This is a genomic window from Pseudoxanthomonas fibrivorans (assembly GCF_041464125.1).
Lineage (GTDB): Bacteria > Pseudomonadota > Gammaproteobacteria > Xanthomonadales > Xanthomonadaceae > Pseudoxanthomonas.
Genome location: NZ_JBGNUG010000002.1, coordinates 549,113 through 566,537, shown reverse-complemented (window position 1 = coordinate 566,537; position 17,425 = coordinate 549,113). Strand labels below are relative to the sequence as shown.

At 72.8% G+C, this 17,425-nt stretch carries 15 protein-coding genes; 4 read left to right on the top strand and 11 right to left on the bottom strand.

The window, feature by feature from the left end:
* Positions 1-5 precede the first annotated feature (5 nt).
* From ACA089_RS16010 to ACA089_RS16000, 3 genes are read right to left on the bottom strand one after another with little or no spacing between them, the layout of a single operon-like run.
* Entirely contained in the window at positions 6-536 is a 531-nt protein-coding gene (locus ACA089_RS16010; RefSeq protein ID WP_372018809.1) for an energy transducer TonB, read from the bottom strand.
* Positions 533-2,335 carry a TonB family protein gene (locus ACA089_RS16005; protein WP_372018807.1) on the bottom strand — a complete coding sequence of 601 codons (1,803 nt, stop codon included), beginning with the start codon at positions 2,333-2,335 and terminating at the stop codon, positions 533-535. The genes ACA089_RS16010 and ACA089_RS16005 overlap by 4 nt, the downstream gene beginning before the upstream one ends.
* Positions 2,325-2,747, bottom strand: a complete 423-nt coding sequence (locus ACA089_RS16000; protein WP_372018804.1) for a BlaI/MecI/CopY family transcriptional regulator — start codon at positions 2,745-2,747, stop codon at positions 2,325-2,327. The genes ACA089_RS16005 and ACA089_RS16000 overlap by 11 nt, the downstream gene beginning before the upstream one ends.
* A gap of 104 nt (positions 2,748-2,851) precedes the next feature.
* Between ACA089_RS16000 and ACA089_RS15995 the strand changes: the two genes are divergently transcribed.
* From ACA089_RS15995 to ACA089_RS15980, 4 genes are all read left to right on the top strand, one after another.
* Positions 2,852-4,804 (top strand): acetyl-CoA hydrolase/transferase C-terminal domain-containing protein, encoded by a 1,953-nt coding sequence (locus ACA089_RS15995; protein WP_372018801.1) that lies wholly within the window; start codon positions 2,852-2,854, stop codon positions 4,802-4,804.
* Positions 4,805-4,857: 53 nt separating this feature from the next.
* Positions 4,858-5,169, top strand: a complete 312-nt coding sequence (locus tag ACA089_RS15990) for a BolA family protein (RefSeq protein WP_372018800.1) — start codon at positions 4,858-4,860, stop codon at positions 5,167-5,169.
* Between the two features lie 117 nt (positions 5,170-5,286).
* Complete coding sequence (locus tag ACA089_RS15985) at positions 5,287-6,255, top strand: L,D-transpeptidase family protein (protein WP_372018797.1); 969 nt, start codon at positions 5,287-5,289, stop codon at positions 6,253-6,255.
* 4 nt (positions 6,256-6,259) lie between these two features.
* Complete coding sequence (locus ACA089_RS15980; RefSeq protein ID WP_372018795.1) at positions 6,260-6,943, top strand: M23 family metallopeptidase; 684 nt, start codon at positions 6,260-6,262, stop codon at positions 6,941-6,943.
* Between the two features lie 73 nt (positions 6,944-7,016).
* Here ACA089_RS15980 and tkt read toward each other — a convergent pair whose 3' ends face one another.
* The 8 genes from tkt to ACA089_RS15940 all read right to left on the bottom strand — a co-directional run bounded on the left by tkt (position 7,017) and on the right by ACA089_RS15940 (position 17,392).
* Positions 7,017-9,017, bottom strand: a complete 2,001-nt coding sequence (gene tkt, locus ACA089_RS15975) for a transketolase (RefSeq protein ID WP_372018792.1) — start codon at positions 9,015-9,017, stop codon at positions 7,017-7,019.
* Between the two features lie 133 nt (positions 9,018-9,150).
* Positions 9,151-10,464, bottom strand: a complete 1,314-nt coding sequence (locus ACA089_RS15970; RefSeq protein ID WP_372018790.1) for a dicarboxylate/amino acid:cation symporter — start codon at positions 10,462-10,464, stop codon at positions 9,151-9,153.
* 54 nt (positions 10,465-10,518) lie between these two features.
* Positions 10,519-12,192: a protein BatD gene (locus tag ACA089_RS15965; protein WP_372018787.1), complete on the bottom strand. Its 1,674-nt coding sequence runs from the start codon at positions 12,190-12,192 to the stop codon at positions 10,519-10,521.
* Positions 12,189-13,952, bottom strand: a complete 1,764-nt coding sequence (locus ACA089_RS15960) for a VWA domain-containing protein (protein ID WP_372018784.1) — start codon at positions 13,950-13,952, stop codon at positions 12,189-12,191. The genes ACA089_RS15965 and ACA089_RS15960 overlap by 4 nt, the downstream gene beginning before the upstream one ends.
* Positions 13,949-14,965: a vWA domain-containing protein gene (locus ACA089_RS15955; RefSeq protein WP_372018781.1), complete on the bottom strand. Its 1,017-nt coding sequence runs from the start codon at positions 14,963-14,965 to the stop codon at positions 13,949-13,951. Before ACA089_RS15955 ends, ACA089_RS15960 begins: the two co-directional genes overlap by 4 nt.
* A complete protein-coding gene (locus ACA089_RS15950; RefSeq protein ID WP_372018778.1) occupies positions 14,962-15,414 on the bottom strand; it encodes a DUF4381 family protein in 453 nt (150 codons plus the stop codon). Before ACA089_RS15950 ends, ACA089_RS15955 begins: the two co-directional genes overlap by 4 nt.
* Positions 15,415-15,422: 8 nt before the next feature.
* Positions 15,423-16,388: a DUF58 domain-containing protein gene (locus tag ACA089_RS15945; RefSeq protein ID WP_372018775.1), complete on the bottom strand. Its 966-nt coding sequence runs from the start codon at positions 16,386-16,388 to the stop codon at positions 15,423-15,425.
* The gene (locus ACA089_RS15940; RefSeq protein ID WP_372018773.1) at positions 16,385-17,392 is read right to left on the bottom strand and encodes an AAA family ATPase; all 1,008 of its coding nucleotides are present in this window, start codon (positions 17,390-17,392) and stop codon (positions 16,385-16,387) included. The genes ACA089_RS15945 and ACA089_RS15940 overlap by 4 nt, the downstream gene beginning before the upstream one ends.
* Positions 17,393-17,425 lie beyond the last annotated feature (33 nt).

The window sequence follows — 17,425 nt, the reverse complement described above, 5'->3', positions numbered from 1 at the left end:
GCCGCCTAGTCTGCGCGCCGCGCGGCACCCACCCGCTGGCGTCCATTGCGTACCTCGAAAGTGAAGGCATACGCCAGCGTGACCGCGACCGGCATGGCCTCCTCCACTGCACCCGCGCAGCCATTCCCGTTCCAGTCGCGGTTTCGCGTGTCCGCATCGGGATAGGTGCAGAACATCGCCGGCTGGTAATGCCATTCCGAGACCGCCGCGACTACAGTCGCCCCAAGCTGCGGCTGCACTCCGGGATCGGCGCAACCCGGATCCCGCAGCAACCTCACGTGGCGCACGACACCGGTCACATCGACGACGAAGCTCGCGCAGAGCGTGGTCGGCGGCAGTTCGCGCGGCTCGAAGGCGCCCGGAAAGCCAGGCGCCGCATTGCCTGCCGGTACCGGGAACACGAACGCCTGGTGATCCGCCAGTTCGTAGCGTGCGCTGCCTTCAGGAAGGATCAATCGCTGGTCGACGGCAGCCGTGCGGGTGGCGCAGGCCGCGAGCAGGCAGGCGAACGACGCAACCGCCAGGAAGCCCCTCATCGCGCTGCGGTGCTCTTGCGGATGCCGCAGTAGACGTCTCCGGCTTCGTCGCCAGCACTGCTGGCCCGGACGATGTCGCATGCGGCGGCCGCCACGCTGTCTTTTGGAACCCGCATCCACTGGTAATCAACGAAGTCCGTCCCGGTCACCGGCGAGGGCTTGTCGTTCGCAGGCGCGGCGGAAAACGTGATCGGGATGCGCACCCGCCCTTCAACCGGCCGACCATCCTGCATGGCCGGCTGATATACCCACTTGCGCGCCGCCGCAAGCGATACCTCGTCGAACACACCTTGCGGCTCAGCGCTCTCTATCTGTACGTCGCGCAACGTTCCATCCGCTGCCACGGTTGCCAGCAGCATCACCTTGCCGCCGATGTACTGCCTGGCCGCCTCAACCGGGTAGTGCGGCGGTGGCATGCGTTGATTGACGGTTGCCGAGGCCACAACTGGATGCTCGTCGGCTCGCGCAGGCTGGACTCCGTCCGCTGCAGCTTCGCCGGCCGGTCCGGCTTCGCCCTCCGCCAGCAGCTGGCGCATGCGCTCCTGCGTCTCCGCGCCGGCCCCGTTGACCGGCAGCACCCGGAACACCACGCGGTACACGATCGTGCCTGCGTCGTCGCGCCGCTCGATGGCGCCGGCCTCGCCGTCACGGACCAGGACTGAAGGCTGCGCGACACGCACGCCCGGATCACCCTGCTTGAGCTCGAAGCGCAGGTAGGTGGTTCCCGGCTCTTTCCCCGCCGTGGCCACCACCGTGCTCGTCCACTGATCTTCGCCGCTGCCCACTATCGAAGTCGCGGGTTCGCCCGCTGCCACTTGCTGGACGAGCAGTCCACCGGTCACTCCTCCATGGGTGGCCTGCCTGGCGATCACGAATTCACCGGTACCACCCGCAGCTGCAGGTGCATCGCCTGGCTGCGCCGCCCATGCCACGTATCCGGTCGATGCACTCAGACCTGCCGCAAACAGCAGTGCCGCCATCCAGTGCAGCGGCGTGGGCGTGGGACGCTTGAGCATGTCGATGCGCTCCTGGATCGGATGCCGCGCCTGCCAGTGGCAGCCCAGCGGAAGGGGACGTTCGTCGAAGTGGGTCTTGAGCATGGCTTCGCCGTAGTGGCGGCGTGCGCGCGGGTTGCGGGCGATCACCCACTCGTCGCAGGCCAGTTCCTGGTCCAGGCGGAAGCGGCGCAGCGCGAAAGGCAGCAGCGGGTTGAACCAGAACACACAGCACAGCGATGCGGCCAGCGCATTGACGACGAGGTCGCCGCGACGCACGTGGACGCGTTCATGCTGCAGAACGAGCGCCTGTTGCCGCGGCGAGTAGCGTCGCTCGAAATCGGCGGGCAGCAGGATGCGCGGGCGCAGCACACCGGCGACGGCAGGCAGGCCGGCGGTCGCGGTCGTCGATTCGAACAGGCCGTCGGCGCGGCGTCGCAGGGTGCCGAGGCTCCGATGGAAGCGGCGCTGCTGCAATCCCAGAAGCGCGACCGAGCCCAGCACCCCCACCAGCCATGCCAGCACCGCCAGTTCGCGCAAGCCCATGCCCACGCGTGGCTCCGACGCCGGGACCACGACCATCGCCGGTGCGACCTGCCAGGCCACGGGCAGGCCCAGCGGCACGTCAACGCCGCGCGGCAGCAGCACCGCCAGCAGCGCGGCCGGCACGCACAGCCACAACGCATAGGCGGCCGTCGCGCCCAACGTGGCGCGTACCGGCCGGCGCAGGGCCAGCACGAGCAGCAGCGCGGCGCTGCCCGCCAGCGTGGTTTCAACCAGCGGCGCGAAGAGGTCAGCGTCCATCGCGCGACTCCTCCTGATCCGCTCCGGTCTTGCCGGGTTCCCCGTCGTCCAGCTCGGATACCAGCCGCTTGAGCTCGGCGATGTCTGCCGCCGACAGCTGTCCGCGCTCGCTGAAATGCGCCACCAGCGGCGCCACGCGACCGCCGAACAGTCGCGCCAGCAGGCCTTCGCTCTGCTGCTGCACCCAGGCGTCGCGCTGCAGCACCGGCGAGTACAGGTAACGCCGGCCCTCCTTCTCGGCGCTGATCGCGCCCTTGTTGAGCAGGCGGTTGAGCAGGGTCTTGATCGTCGGCTCGGCCCAGCCCGTGCGTGGCCCCAGGGCGGCGATCACCTCCTCGGCGCTGCGCGGGCTGGCGTCCCACAGCACGTCCATGACCGTGGCTTCCGCTTCGCTGATCGGCGTGGTGTCCATGGCTTTCCGTTTACGCGTGTAAACACGGTTCGATTACACGCGTAAATTCTCAGCCTGTCAACTGGACGGCAGGCGTGCGCGGGGCGATGCCCTAAGCTCCCCGCATGGCCATCCATTTCGACGACATCGACGCAGCCCTGGACCACGTGCTGGAGCGACTGCCCGCCGATCTGCGCGTCGCCGCACCGCTGGGCCTGGGCAAGCCGCACCGCCTGCTCAACGCCCTGTATGCGCGGATCGAACCCGACCCGTCGCGTGCGCTGCACCTGTACACCGCGCTGTCCCTGGATCCGCCCTCGCCCGGCACCGGCCTGCAGGCGCGCTTCCTGCGGCCGTTCCTCGCACGCCACTTCGGCGGGGATTTCCCGCGCCTGGCCTACGTGCAGGCGATGAAACGCGACGCGCTGCCGGCGCACGTGGAAGTCGAGGAGTTCTACCTGCAGTCCGGCGCACTGCTGGACTCGGGCCAGACCCAGCAGCGCTACGCCAGCCTCAACTACACCCATGTCGCCGCGGCGCTGGCCGACCGCCGCCTGCACCTGATCGTGCAGAAGGTCGCGCGCGAGCCCGGCGGCGAACGCCTGTCGTTCTCCTGCAACACCGACCTGACCGCCGACACGGTCGACGCGCACCTGGCCCGCGGGCTTTCACGGCCGCTGATGGTGGCGGAGATCGATCCGCACCTGCCCTGGCTCGGCGGCAGCGCGGTGGCGCCCGAGGGCTTCTTCGACGTGGTCGTCGAACCGCCGGGCCCGCATCCGCACCTGTTCGGCCTGCCGCGGCAGCCGGTGACCGACGCCGACTACGCGATCGGCCTGTACGCCAGCGCCCTGGTGCGCGACGGCGGCACGCTGCAGGTCGGCATCGGCGCGCTGGCCGACGCGCTGTGCCACGCACTGGTGCTGCGGCATGCGGACAACGCCCGCTACCGCGCGGTGCTCGCCGCGCTGGACCCGGAGCTGGAGTCGCATCCGGCGGTGCGCGAGAGCGGCGGGCTGGGCCCGTTCGAGACCGGCCTGTACGGCTGCAGCGAGATGATCAACGAGGGCTTCAAGCGCCTGGTCGAGACCGGGGTGATCCGCCGCAAGGTGGCCGACGACGCGGCGCTGATGCAGCGGCTGGCCGACGGTACCGCCAACCTGGGCGACCATGCGCGGCTGGAGCGCGACGGCGAGTACCTGCACGGCGCCTTCTACCTCGGTTCGCCGGAGTTCTACGCCTGGCTGCGCGGATTGCCGGACGACCAGCGCCGCGCCATCGGCATGCGCCGGATCCACCAGGTCAACCAGCTTTACGGCAACGACGAGGGCCTGGAGCGGCTGCAGCGCCGCGATGCGCGCTTCTTCAACAGCTGCATGATGGCCACCGCGCTGGGCGCGGCGGTATCCGACGCGCTTGAGGACGGGCGCGTGGTGTCCGGCGTGGGCGGGCAGTACAACTTCGTGGCCATGGCCCATGCGTTGCCGGATGCCCGCTCGGTGCTGATGTTCCGCGCGGTGCGCGAGGCGCGCGGCCGGGCGGAGTCGAACGTGCGCTGGAACTACGGCCACACCACCATCCCGCGCCACCTGCGCGACCTCTACGTCAGCGAGTACGGCATCGCCGACCTGCGCCACGCCAGCGACGCGGACTGCATCGTGGCGATGGCCGGCATCGCCGATGCGCGCTGGCAGGCCGGGCTGCTGGCGCCGGCGCAGGCGGCACGCAAGCTGCGCGCGGGCTTCGTCGCGCCCGCGCACTGGCAACGCAACACACCGGGGCGCCTGGCGCACGCGCTGGCACCGTTCCGTCTCGACGGCACGCTGCCCGACTATCCGCTGGGCAGCGACTTCACCGCGGTCGAGCAGCGCATCGTGCGCGCGCTGGGCTGGCTCCAGGCCAGTACCGCCACGCCCGCCGGCAAGCTCCGCACCGTGCTGCGCGCCCTGGCCGGCACCGGCGCCGGCGACGAGGAGGCGCTGCGGCGCATGGAGCTGCACGCGCCCGCCGGGATCGGCGCGCGGCTCGAAGCGCGCCTGCTCGGCCTGGGCCTGCGCATGACCGCGCGCGCCCATTGATCCGGCGCCTGCGCGCCTCCAGATCATCCATCCACGCTGCACCGGAATCCGCCATGAGCACCCGCGCCGACCAGATCCGCCAGGCCCTGTCCGCCCTCCAGCCGCTGCACCTGGAGGTGACCGACGAAAGCCACATGCACAGCCGCGGGCTGGAGACGCACTACAAGGCGGTGATCGTCAGCCCGCTGTTCGAAGGCCGGCGCGCGATCCAGCGCCACCAGGCCGCATACGCGGCCATCGGTCCGCTGATGCAGCAGATCCACGCGCTTGGGCTGCACACCTACACGCCGGCGGAATGGGACGCCGATGCACAGGTACCGGATTCGCCGGCCTGCCGCGGCGGCAGCAAGCACGACCTCGGCTGAGGAGTCCGCCCGCTTTCGCGTTGCGTCGACGACGCTGAACGCCCCCGGGCGGGCCTTCACGCGGGCGCCGCGCATCATTGCGCAGCGTGGCCGCACCTCCACTGCGTGCCGATGCCCATGCGCCCTGCCCCGCTGCTGCTCGCCTTCCTGCTCGTCCCCGCCTCCGGAAGTGCACTCGCGCAGGCCGGTCCGCCGGCCACCGCAACGCTCGCCCAGGCGGCCGAGGACCGCGCCACCCGGGACGGCGAAGGCGCACTGCTGCGCCTGCAGGTGCTGCTGGACCGTGCGCGCTTCTCCCCCGGCGAGATCGACGGGCTCGAAGGCTCCAACCAGGCCCGCGCGCTGCGCGGGTTCCAGGAAGCGCGCGGCCTGCCGGTGACCGGCAAGCCTGACGCGGCGACCTGGGAAGCGCTGGACCGCGATGCGGCGCCGGTGCTGGCCGACTACACCGTCACCGCCGCCGATGTCGCCGGCCCCTATGTGACACTGCCCGACGACATGATGAAGAAGGCCGGGCTGCCGAAACTGGGCTATTCCTCGCTGATGGAAGCGCTGGGCGAACGCTTCCATGCGAGCCCCGCGCTGCTGCAGCGGCTCAACCCGGACGCCGGCCAGCCGCGTGCCGGCACGGTGCTGAAGGTGCCCGCCACCACCACGCCGGCGCCACTGCCGAAGGCGGCCAAGGTCGTCGTCGATCGCAGCGACTCGGTGCTGCGCCTGCTGGATGGCGGCGGCAAGCTGCTCGCCCAGTACCCGGCGTCGACCGGCAGCGAGCACGATCCGCTGCCGATCGGCGAGTGGAAGATCGTCGCCATCGCCCCGGATCCGACGTTCCACTACAACCCCGACCTGTTCTGGGACGCCGATCCGGCGCATGGCAAGGCCAAGCTCGCATCCGGACCGAACAACCCGGTGGGCACGGTGTGGATCGACCTGTCCAAGCCGCACTACGGCATCCATGGCACGCCCGAGCCGCGCGGCGTCGGCAAGCGCCAGTCCCACGGCTGCATCCGCCTGACCAACTGGGATGCGACCGCCGTGGCGGCCGTGATCGGCACGGACGTGCCCGTCACCCTGCAGGAATGACCGCATGCGGCTGCTGGCCGGGCTGATCCTGTGCGTGTTGCTGGCGCTGTTCGCGCTGACCCGCCTCGACGGCCGGGGCGAGCGCGCCGTGGTGCAGGTCGCGCCGACCGTCGCAGGCGCCGTGGACGGCGGGCGCGGGACGGCAGGCGTGCCGTCGGGTGAAGCGGCGCGGCCCGCCGCCGCGTCCACGCCTGTACCGGCACCGGCGCCGGCGGCCCGCCCGCCGGCCCCGGCGATGTCGACGGCCCCCGGCGCCTTGTTGATCCCCGTCCAGGGGATCGGGATCGACCAGCTGCAGGACACGTTCACCGACGCGCGCAGCGAAGGCCGGCCGCATGACGCGATCGACATCATGGCCCCGGCGGGCACGCCGGTGCTGGCGGTGGCCGACGGCACCGTCGAGAAGCTGTTCGACAGCCAGCGCGGCGGCCTGACCCTCTACCAGTTCGAGCCCAGCGGGCGACTGGCCTACTACTACGCCCACCTGGAGCGCTACGCGGACGGCATCGCCGAAGGCCAGGCCGTGCGCCGCGGGCAGGTGATCGGCTACGTGGGCTCCACCGGCAACGCCAGTCCGGAGGCGCCGCACCTGCACTTCGCGATCTTCGTGCTCGGCCCTGAACGGCGCTGGTGGGAAGGCACCGCGGTCAACCCCTATCCCGTGCTGCGCGGTGAAGGCATGCCATGACGCAGGCGCCGGAAACGCACAGGCCGGGCATTGCCCGGCCTGTGCGTGGATCGACCGCGGTGGGCAGCGCCGGTCAGAGCGCCTTGGCCGCCTCGACGACCTTCTCGGCGGTGATGCCGAAGTAGGCGTACAGCTCGCCGGCCGGCGCCGAGGCGCCGAAGCGGTCGAGCCCGACCACCGCGCCATCGAGGCCGACGTACTTGCGCCAGAAGTCGGTCACGCCCGCTTCCACGGCCACGCGCTTGCGCACGGCCTTGGGCAGGACCGACTCGCGGTAGGCCGCATCCTGGCGGTCGAACACGTCGGTCGACGGCAGCGAGACCACGCGCGTCTTCAGCCCGGCGGCATCGAGCGCCTTCTTCGCCTCCACCGCCAGCGAGACTTCCGAGCCGGTGCCGATCAGGATCACGTCGGGCGCGCCGCCCTCGGCATCGGCCAGCACGTAGCCACCGCGCTCGATCAGCCTGACCTGCTCCTCGCTGCGCGGCTGGTGCGGCAGGTTCTGGCGGCTGAACACCAGCACGCTCGGGCCGTCCTGGCGGGTGATCGCCGCCTTCCAGCTCACCGCCGACTCGACCGCGTCGCACGGGCGCCACACGTCGTTGTTAGGGATGTAGCGCAGCGACGCCAGGTGCTCGACCGGCTGGTGGGTCGGGCCGTCCTCGCCCAGGCCGATGGAGTCGTGGGTGTAGACGTGGATCACGTGCGCCGGGATCAGCGCGCTCATGCGCAGCGCGTTGCGCGCGTAGTCGCTGAACACCAGGAAGGTCGCATCGAACGGCAGGAAGCCGCCATGCAGCGCGATGCCGTTGGCGATCGCGCTCATGCCGAATTCGCGCACGCCGTAGTGGACGTAGTTGGCGTTCGGATCGACCTCGGTGACCGACTTGCTGGCCTTCCACTGGGTCAGGTTGGACGGGGCCAGGTCGGCCGAGCCGCCGATGATCTCCGGCAGCAGCGGGGCGAAGGCGCCGATCGCGTTCTGCGAGGCCTTGCGCGAGGCGATCGTCGCGCCTTCGGCCTGGACCTTGGCGATGTACTCGTCGGCGGCGGCGGCGAAGCCTTCCGGCAGCTCGCCGCGGGCGCGGCGCGCGAACTCGGCGGCCGCTGCCGGATGCTGCTGCGCGTAGCGGTCGAACAGCTGCTGCCACTGCGCCTGCTGCTGCGAGCCGGCCGCGTTGGCGCGCCAGCCGTCGTAGATCGCCTGCGGCACCTCGAACGCGGCGTGCGGCCATTCCAGCGCCTTGCGCGCGCCTTCCAGCTCGTCCTTGCCCAGCGGGGCGCCGTGCGACTCTTCCTTGCCGGCCTTGTGCGGCGCGCCGAAGCCGATGATGGTCTTGCAGCAGAGCAGGCTCGGCTTGTCGGTGACCTGCAGCGCGGCCTCGATCGCGGCCTTGATCGCCTCCGGATCGTGCCCGTCGACGTCGCGCACCACGTGCCACCCGTAGGCCTCGAAGCGCGCCGGGGTGTCGTCGGTGAACCAGTCGTGGACCTCGCCGTCGATCGAGATGCCGTTGTCGTCCCAGAACGCGGTCAGCTTGCCCAGGCCCCAGGTCCCGGCCAGCGACGCGGCCTCGTGCGACACGCCTTCCATCAGGCAGCCGTCGCCCATGAACACCCAGGTGCGGTGGTCGACGAGCGCCAGGTCGGCGGTGTTGTAGCGCTGCGCGAGCAGCTTCTCCGCCAGCGCGAAGCCGACCGCGTTGGCCAGGCCCTGGCCGAGCGGGCCGGTGGTGGTCTCGACGCCCGGGGTCTCGTGCCGTTCCGGGTGGCCGGCGGTCTTGCTGTGCAGCTGGCGGAAGCGCTTGAGTTCGTCGATCGGCAGGTCGTAGCCGCTCAGGTGCAGCAACGCGTAGTGCAGCATCGAACCGTGGCCGTTGGACAGCACGAAGCGGTCGCGGTTGGCCCAGTGCGGATCGGACGGGTTGTGCCGCAGGTAGTCGTTCCACAGCACTTCGGCGATGTCGGCCATGCCCATCGGCATGCCCGGGTGTCCGGACTTGGCGGCTTCGACCGCATCGGCGGCGAGGAAACGGATGGCGTTGGCCAGCTGGCGGCGGGTGGGCGTCGTCATGTCGGGAGGCAGGTTCGCAAGGCACCCGCGGCGGTGCGGGCCGCCCATTGTCCCATCCCTTGTCCACTCCTGTCCCGCAGTGCGGCAAAAAAAGCCGCGTGCGGACCGGGCCGCATGGTTGGCCGTGAAACGGTCAGGCGGCGGCGCGGTCCCGCATGGCGTCCGCCGACGATGCGTCCGACTCGCCGTGCGCCACCAGCGTGGCCAGGGTCAGGTCGCCGCTGACGTTGAGCGTGGTCCGGCACATGTCCAGGAAATGGTTCACGCCCAGGATCAGGCCGATGCCAATGGGGTTCACCCCGACCATCGCGCAGATCAGGGCCACCACCGGCAGCGAACCGGACGGCACGCCGGCGGTGCCGATGCCGCCGAGGATGCACACCAGCATCACCATGAACTGCTGGCCCAGGCTGAGGTCCACGCCGAAGAACTGGGCCAGGAAGATCACGGTGACGCCTTCGAACAGCGCCGTGCCGTTCTGGTTGGCGGTGGCGCCGACCGTGAGCACGAAGCGCGAGACCTTCGGCGGCAGGCCCATCCGGTCGGCCACGCGCAGCGCGGTGGGCAGGGTCGCGTTGCTGGAGGCGGTGGAGAACGCCATCACCGCCGCCTCCTGGATCTCGCGGAAGAACTTCACCGGCGAACGCCCGACCATGCGCACCGCGATCGAGTAGGTGCCGAACATGTGCAGCGCCAGCGCCAGCACGACCACGCCGACGTACGCCCCCAGCCTCACCAGCAGGTCGAAGCCGAACAGCGCGGCCAGGTTGAACATGAAGCAGAACACCGCGTACGGCGCCAGCCGGATGACCAGGTTGATGAGGGTCATCGAGATCTCGAACACGCCCTCGATCCCGCGCTTGAGCGTGGCGACCTTGTCGTCCGGGGTGAGCACCATGCCCACGCCGAACATCACCGCGAAGAACATCAGCGCCAGGATCGAGCCGTTCTCCGAGGCCGCCTGGACCACGTTGCTCGGCACGATCGACAGCAGCATGTCCATGCCGCGCGGCTGGGTGTCGACGCTGGCGACGATCTCGCGGCTGCGTTCGGCGTTCTGCGCGAGCAGCTGCTGCGCCAGCGTGGGATCGACGCCCGCGCCCGGCTTGAACGCGTTGACCAGGACCAGGCCCAGCAGCACCGCCACGCCGGACAGGACCACGGTATAGGCCAGGGTCTTCCAGCCGATCCTGCCGAGGGCGCGGATGTCGCCCATCTCGGCGATGCCCATGACCAGCGCCGAGAACAGCAGCGGCACGATCAGCATGAAGATCAGGTTGAGGAACAGGCGCGAGGCCGGCGTGGTCACCCAGGTGGTGAAGGCCTGGACCCAGTCCGCATCCGCACCCACCGTCAGGTGCACCACCAGGCCCAGCACGAGGCCCAGGCCGAAGCCCAGCCCCATCTTCCACGGCATCGGCCAGGGGCGGCGTGCGGTCGCGGTCATGCGTGGATTCCCGGAAAAAGCAGCGGGCAGCTTAGCAAACCGCCGCGCCGCGACTCAGCGTCGCGGGTACAGCGGCGGCAACGGCGCTGTCGCCACCGCGGCGGCCGGGCGCCAGCGCGGCCCGTCGCGGAACGCGGCCCGCAACGCGGCCCGCGCCGCCGCCGGCTCGCCCTCGCCGGACCACAGGGCGCGCCGCATCGCCTCCAGCGCCTGTGCCTGCGCCGGATCGTCCAGCCGCGCGATCACCGCGTCGAGGTCGGCGAGCGGCTCATCGGCCATCCGCCGGAGCAGCTGCACCGCCTCCTCGAAGCTGCCGGCATCCAGCACCCGACGCAGCGCGGCGGGATCGGGCCGGACGGACGGCAGCGGCGCTTCTCCGTCGCGCCGGGGGCGCACGCGACCGCCACGGGAGCGGAACAGCAGCGCGCCCAGCGTCAGCAGCCAGAGCAGGGCGAAGGCGGCCGCCAGCCAGGCGCAGCCGCGACCTGTTGCACCGGCCCCGGGCGGATCCACCGCGAGCGTGCCGCCCGCAGGCGCCGGCACCGGCGCGGGGGGAGCGGCGACGGCATTCGGCGGAACCGCTCCGGCCTCCACCTGCAGGCGCAGGTCCGGCAAGGCCGCCACCTGGGCGCGCCCGGCCTGCGCATCCCACCAGTCCATCCGCGGCCCGGGCACGCGCAGTTCACCGGCCCGCAGCGGCACCACCGAGTACCGGCGCACCGCGGTCAGCTGCGGTCCGCCATCGACGAAGCGCTCGGTGGTCTCCGCGCGTTCGGCGAACACCTGCGCCCCGTCCACCTGCGGCACCGGGATTTCCGGGAACTGCGCGGCGGTCGCGCCCTGGGCCACCGCTTCGACCACGATCTCGACCGCCTCGCCGCTGCGCGCCTGCGCCGGCGCGGCCACGTAGCGCAGGCGCAACCCGCGCAGCGGCAACCACGGCTGCGGGGCGCCGTCGGGCTGGGCGCGCACGTCCAGCACCACGGCGGGACCCTGCGCGGCCAGGTTGCGGTCGGTGCCGAAGAAGTCGTCGAAGAAGCCTCCGGCGCCCTGGCCACGGAAGCGGGCCGGCGGCAGCTCCAGCCGGCCGCTGCGCTCGGGCACCAGCAGGTAGCGGCGCTCGACGACCTGGTAGCGCCGGCTGCCGACCTGGCGGCTGCTCTGCACGTCGTCGCCGATCCGTTGCAGCGAGGCGCCGTCAGGCGCTTCCTGGGTCAGTTCGCCCGACAGCAGCGGCGTGGCGTAGTACAGGCGCACGGTCAGTCCCACGCTCTGCTGTACCGCGGGCGTGGGCACGTCCACCCGCGACTCGAGGAACACGTCGCCGCGCGGCACGCTCGCCTGCGCCGGCGCCACCTCGAGCCGCTGCGGGGCGGTGCGTTCGGCGCCCACCTGCAGGGCGGGGATCGCCAGGGTGCCGGTGCGTCGCGGGGTAAGCGCGACCCCGAACAGCGTGCGGTCGCCGGAAGGCGCGGCGCTGCGGTACGGGGGACCGAGCACGAAGTCGCCGTGCAGCGGCCGGTAGTCCGGCGCCACGCCGCGCTGGTCGGTCTCGATGTTGAGCGTGACCGCCTCGCCTTCGGTGGTGCTGGCGCGGTCGAGCCACGCACGCGTCTCGGCGCGTGCCAGCGGCAGCGTCGCCACCGTCGCCAGCAGGCCGGCGAACAGCCGCGCCATCCATCCGCCGGGAGCGGCAGGAACGACGGCAGGACGGACATCGAGGCTCATCGGCCCTCCTGCTGGCGACGTTCGTATTCGAGGCGAAACTTGGCGCGCAGCAGGCCGCCGGGGTCGTCGGGCACGCGCCGCAGCCAGGCTTCGCGCGCCTGCCGTTGCTCGCGGGCGTGTGCGTCCCCGGCGGCGGGGCCTGCCGGGTCCGGTTGCCCGCCTTGCTGCCGCCCGTCCTGCAATGCCTGCTGCATGCGCTGGCGCTGCTCGCGGTCGGCCTGCTCCTGCCGCGCACGCGCCTGCGCGTCCTCGGCCTGCGGCGGCGGCGTGGCCTGCGTGCCATCGCCCTGTTGCGGCGGCGGCTCCGCGGGTCGCTGCGGCGATGCGCGCCCATCCGCACCCCCGCCCTGCCCGTCCTGCGGGCTGGCGCCGCCTTCGCCGCGCGGCGGGTTCTGTCCGTCCTGGCCCTTTCCGCCCTGGCCCTGCCCGCCCTTGGGCGGCTGGCGCCGGCGCGCCTCGTCGACCACCCTGCGGTTGGCGATCGCGTCTTCCATGCCCGGCGCCTGCGCAAGCGCGCGGTCGTAGGCGGTGATCGCCTCGTCGTAGCGTCCCTGCCGCGCCAGCGCATTGCCGAGGTTGTAGGCGGCCTCTGCGCCGCGCGCGCCGGCCTCGGAAAACGCCTGCCCGGCCGCGGCGAAGTCGCCACTCCGGTACGCATCCACGCCTGCCGCGATCCGCGCTTGCGCCTGCTGGTCCGGACGGCGCCACCAGCCGCCGCCTGCGGTTTCGCCGGCCTGCGCCGGCGATGGCCACGACAGCATCACCGCCAGCGGGAGCGCGGCGAGCACCCCGGCGCCCCGGCGGAACGCCAGCGCCGCCAGCACCAGCACCGGCAGCAGCAGCCAGTAGCCCTGGTCCAGCCAGACGCGCGGGCCCGCCTCGCGTCCGGCCGCGCCTTCGGCGGAAGGATCGAGCACGCCGAGCGCGTGCAGGTCGCGGTCGTCGATCGCCAGCGTCGCATAGCGGCCCTGCCCGGCCGCGGCCAGGGCGCGCAGCGTGGCGTCCTCCCGCCGCGCCGGCTGCATCGCACCGGCACGGTCGCGGTACATGCCGCCCGCGGGCGTACCCAGTCCCAGCACCGACACGCGGTAGCCCTGGGCCGCCACGCCCGCGGCGATGCCGGTCGAGGCGGCGTCCGCCTGCCCGGTCACCAGCAGGATGTCGCCGCGCTCGAACCCCGCCTGGTGCAGCAGCGTGGCCGCGTGCGTGATCGCGCGCTCGGGACGCCGGCCATCGACCGGCATCACCTCCGGTCCCAGCGCATCGAGGAACAGCGCGATGTTGCCTGCGTCCGTGGTCAACGGGGCGACGGTGTACGCATCCTCGGCCCACGCGACCAGGCCGACTTCGCCGCCCTTGCGTTCGCGCAGCAGCGTGGCGACCTTCGCCCGGGCCTGCGCCAGGCGCGTCGGTGCCAGGTCCGGCGTCTGGATCGCCGACGACAGGTCGAGCGCGATTACCAGCGGCGCACGCGTTTCCCATTGCGGGCGCGGCTCCTGGCGCCAGCCCGGACCGGCGAGGGCCAGCACCGCCAGCAGCAGTCCCACCGAAGCACCCGCCAGGCGCAGTCCGGCGCGCCCACGCGCAGGCTCGAGCAGGTGCGGCAGCAGGTGCGCATCGACCGCATCGCGCCAGCCCTGGCGCCGGCGTCGGCGCCATGCCAGCCACAACAGCGGCAGCAGCAGCAGCGCCCACAGCCAGAGCGGGCGGTGGAAATGCAGCGCGGGAACCTGCGCCAGGCCGGCCAGCCAGCTGCTCATGCGCCGCGCCCCCGTCGTGCCAGACGCTGCAGCGGCCAAGCGACGATCGCCAGCGCCAGCGCCGCCGCCAGCGGCCAGGGATAGCGTTCGATCCGCGGACGCACCGGCGCGGCCGCCACGTCCACCGGCTCGAGCCGGTCGAGCTCGGCGTAGATGCCGGCCAGCTGCCCGGTGTCGCGCGCGCGGAAGAACCGGCCGCCGGTCATCGTCGCCACTTCGCGCAGCGTGTCCTCGTCCACTTCCTCGCCGCCCTGCACCGGGATCGGCATGCCGAACAGGGACATGCCGCCGCCACCGCCGAAGGCGATGGTATGCACGCGCACGCCCTCGGCCTGCGCAAGCTCGGCGGCCTTGAGCGGATCCAGCACGCCGGCGGTGTTGACGCCGTCGGTCAGCAGGATCAGCACGCGCTGGCCCTCGGGCTGCTCGCGCAGGCGCTTGACCGCCAGGCCGATCGCGTCGCCCAGCGCGGTCTCGCGCCCGGCCAGGCCGGCCACGCTGTCGCGCAGCTGCATCCGCACCGAGTCGCGGTCCAGGGTCAGCGGAGCGAGCATGTAGGCCCGCTGGCCGAACACCAGCAGGCCGACGCGGTCGCCCGCGCGACGCTGCAGGAAATCGGCGATCACCGACTTGGCGGCGGTCAGCCGGTCGACGACCTGGCCGCCGAGTTCCATGTCGGTCTCGCTCATGCTGCCGGACAGGTCCACGGCCAGCAGCATCTGGCGGGCCTGGTGCGGCGGAGCCTGCGCTTCGCCGAGCTGCTGCGGGCGCGCCGCGGCCGCGCACAGGCAGAGCCACGCCAGCGCTGGCAGCAGCAGCGCCGCGCGCGCGCCGGCGAGGCCCGGCGCGGCCACCGCGTCCAGCCGCCCGTCCCATGGCACCCGCAACGCCGGCTCGCTGCTGCGCCGCGGCGGCAGCAGCAGGCGCACCAGCAGCGGCAACGGCAGCAACGCCCAGGCCCACGGCCAGGCGAAGCCGGCGAAACCTTCCTGCACCGCCCACCAGCCGCTCACCTGCGGCCCTCCATCAGCTCGATGAAGCGCCGTCGCGCGAGCCGGCGCGCCGCGGCGAACGCATCGGGATCCAGCTCCGCGCGGAAGCCGCCGTCGAGCAGCAGGCGACCGGCCCCCGCCGAGAATTCCGTCCCCTGTTGCCCGTCGAGGAAGCGCAGCCAGGGCTCGCCCTCGAGCAGTTCGCTGCCGGGTCGACGCCGGCGCGCGGCGCGGCGCAGCATCGCGGACACCGCGGCCAACTGTTGCGGGGCCGTGCCCGCGGCGCTCTCCGCGTCGAACCAGCGCAACCAGCGCCGACGCCGCGCCCGGCGCCATGCCGCCCGTCCCAGCCATGCGACCAGCACGAGGAGCACGATCGCCCCCAGCCACCACCACCCCGGCGCCGGGGGCCACCACGGTGGCGACGGCGGCAGGTGCACGTCGCGCAACGGCAGCCTGGTCGGGTCCATGGGCGTGGTCAGCCTGCCGCCGGAACGGCGCCAGTGGCGAGGCCGCCGCCTGCAGGCGGCGGCGGTGCATCCGCTGCGCGCAACCAGTCACCCGCGCCGGCATCCGTGGACAGCACGCTCACCCGCCAACCCTGCGCGGGCAGCGTGCGCGCCAGCGCCCGCGCGGGCTCGACGAAGGCCTCGTTCCAGCGGGCACGCGCGCCATCGCCCTCCAGCCCCAGTTCGATCCGGCGCGTGCCGGTGCGGAACGCGAGCGTGCGCCGCGGCGGGTCGCGTTCGAGCGGGTCCTGCAGCAGGACCAGGGTGGCCTGGTGGTGCCGCGCCAGCGCGGTCCAGCGCAACGCCGGCACCGCCGCGGCGGCCGATGCATCGGCCAGCACGACCAGCTGCGCGCCGGGGCGCAGCAGCCGCTGCGCATGCTCGAGCGCGACCGCCAGCCCGGCATCCTCCTGCGGCGGGCGCGCGTACCAGCGGGCGAGCGCGTCGAGCACGCGCATCGCGCCGCGCAGTCCGCTGGCGGGAGGGATGGCCGGCTCGCCGCCGCGCAGGGCGGCGATCCGGTCGCCCGACTGCAGGGCCGACCACACCGCCACCGCCCCGGCGCGCGCGGCCTGCACCGACTTGAAGCGCACGCGGGTGCCGAAATACAGCGAGGGGGCGGTATCGGCCACGAGCAGCGTCAGCCGCTCGCGCTCGGCCTGGAACAGCTTGGTGTGGGCGCGGCCGGTCCGCGCGGTCAGGCGCCAGTCCATCCGCCGCACGTCGTCGCCGATCGCGTACTCGCGCGATTCGGCGTACTCCATGCCGCGTCCGCGCAGCGACGAGGGGGCCGGGCCGTGCACGCCGTGCCGGCCGCGTCGCGGCTGTGGCGCGCGCTGCACCTGGGCGCGCAGCGCCACCAGTTCGGCCAGCGTCGGCGCGATGCCCTCCTGCGCGGCATCGGCCACGGCAGGCGCCGGGCCGCGGGTGCTCACGGTGGCGGGACCTTTTCCAGCAGCGCCGCGACCAGCCGCTCGCCGTCCCAGCCCTCGGCCAGCGCCTCGTAGCTGGGCAACACGCGGTGGCGCAGCACGTCGGGCGCCACCGCGCGGACGTCCTCGGGGGTGACGTAGTCGCGACCGGCGAGCCAGGCGCGCGCGCGCGCGCAGCGCTCCAGCGCGATCGAACCACGCGGGCTCGCACCCCAGGCGATCCGGCGGCCGAGCGCGGCGTCGTAGCGCGCCGCGTCGCGCGAGGCCAGCACGAGCTCGACCAGGTAGCGTTCCAGCGCTGGCGCCACGTGCAGGTCGAGGATCCGTTCGCGCGCGGCGAACACCTGCGCCTGCGGCATGCGTTCGAGCGGCGAGGCCGGCGCGTGCAGCGACTGCCTGGCCCGGTCGCGCGCCAGGCGCAGGATCTCGGTTTCCATCGCCGCATCCGGGTAGCCGATGCGCACGTGCATCAGGAAGCGGTCCAGCTGCGCTTCCGGCAGCGGGAAGGTGCCTTCCTGCTCGATCGGGTTCTGCGTGGCCATCACCAGGAACAGCGGCGGCAGCGCGTAGGTATGGCGCCCCACCGTCACTTGCCGTTCGCCCATCGCCTCGAGCAGCGCGGACTGGACCTTGGCCGGCGCGCGGTTGATCTCGTCGGCCAGCAGCAGCGGATGGAACACCGGGCCGGGCTGGAATTCGAAGCGCCCCTCCTGCGGCCTCCAGACTTCGGTGCCGGTCAGGTCGGCCGGCAGCAGGTCGGGGGTGAACTGGACCCGGGCGAAATCGGCGTCCAGGTGCGCGGCCAGCGTACGGATCGCGGTGGTCTTGGCCAGGCCGGGCGCGCCTTCGACCAGCAGGTGGCCGTCGGCGAGCAGCGCGACCAGCAGGCGTTCGACCAGTGCCGCCTGGCCCACGATTTCCGCCGAGAGCTGGTCACGCAGGCGGATGAAGGCCGCATGCAGGCCGGGGCCGGCGGCGGGACTGGGAGCAGCGTCGAGAGTATCCATGTCCCGATTCTGACCGATCCGGCACGCCTGCGG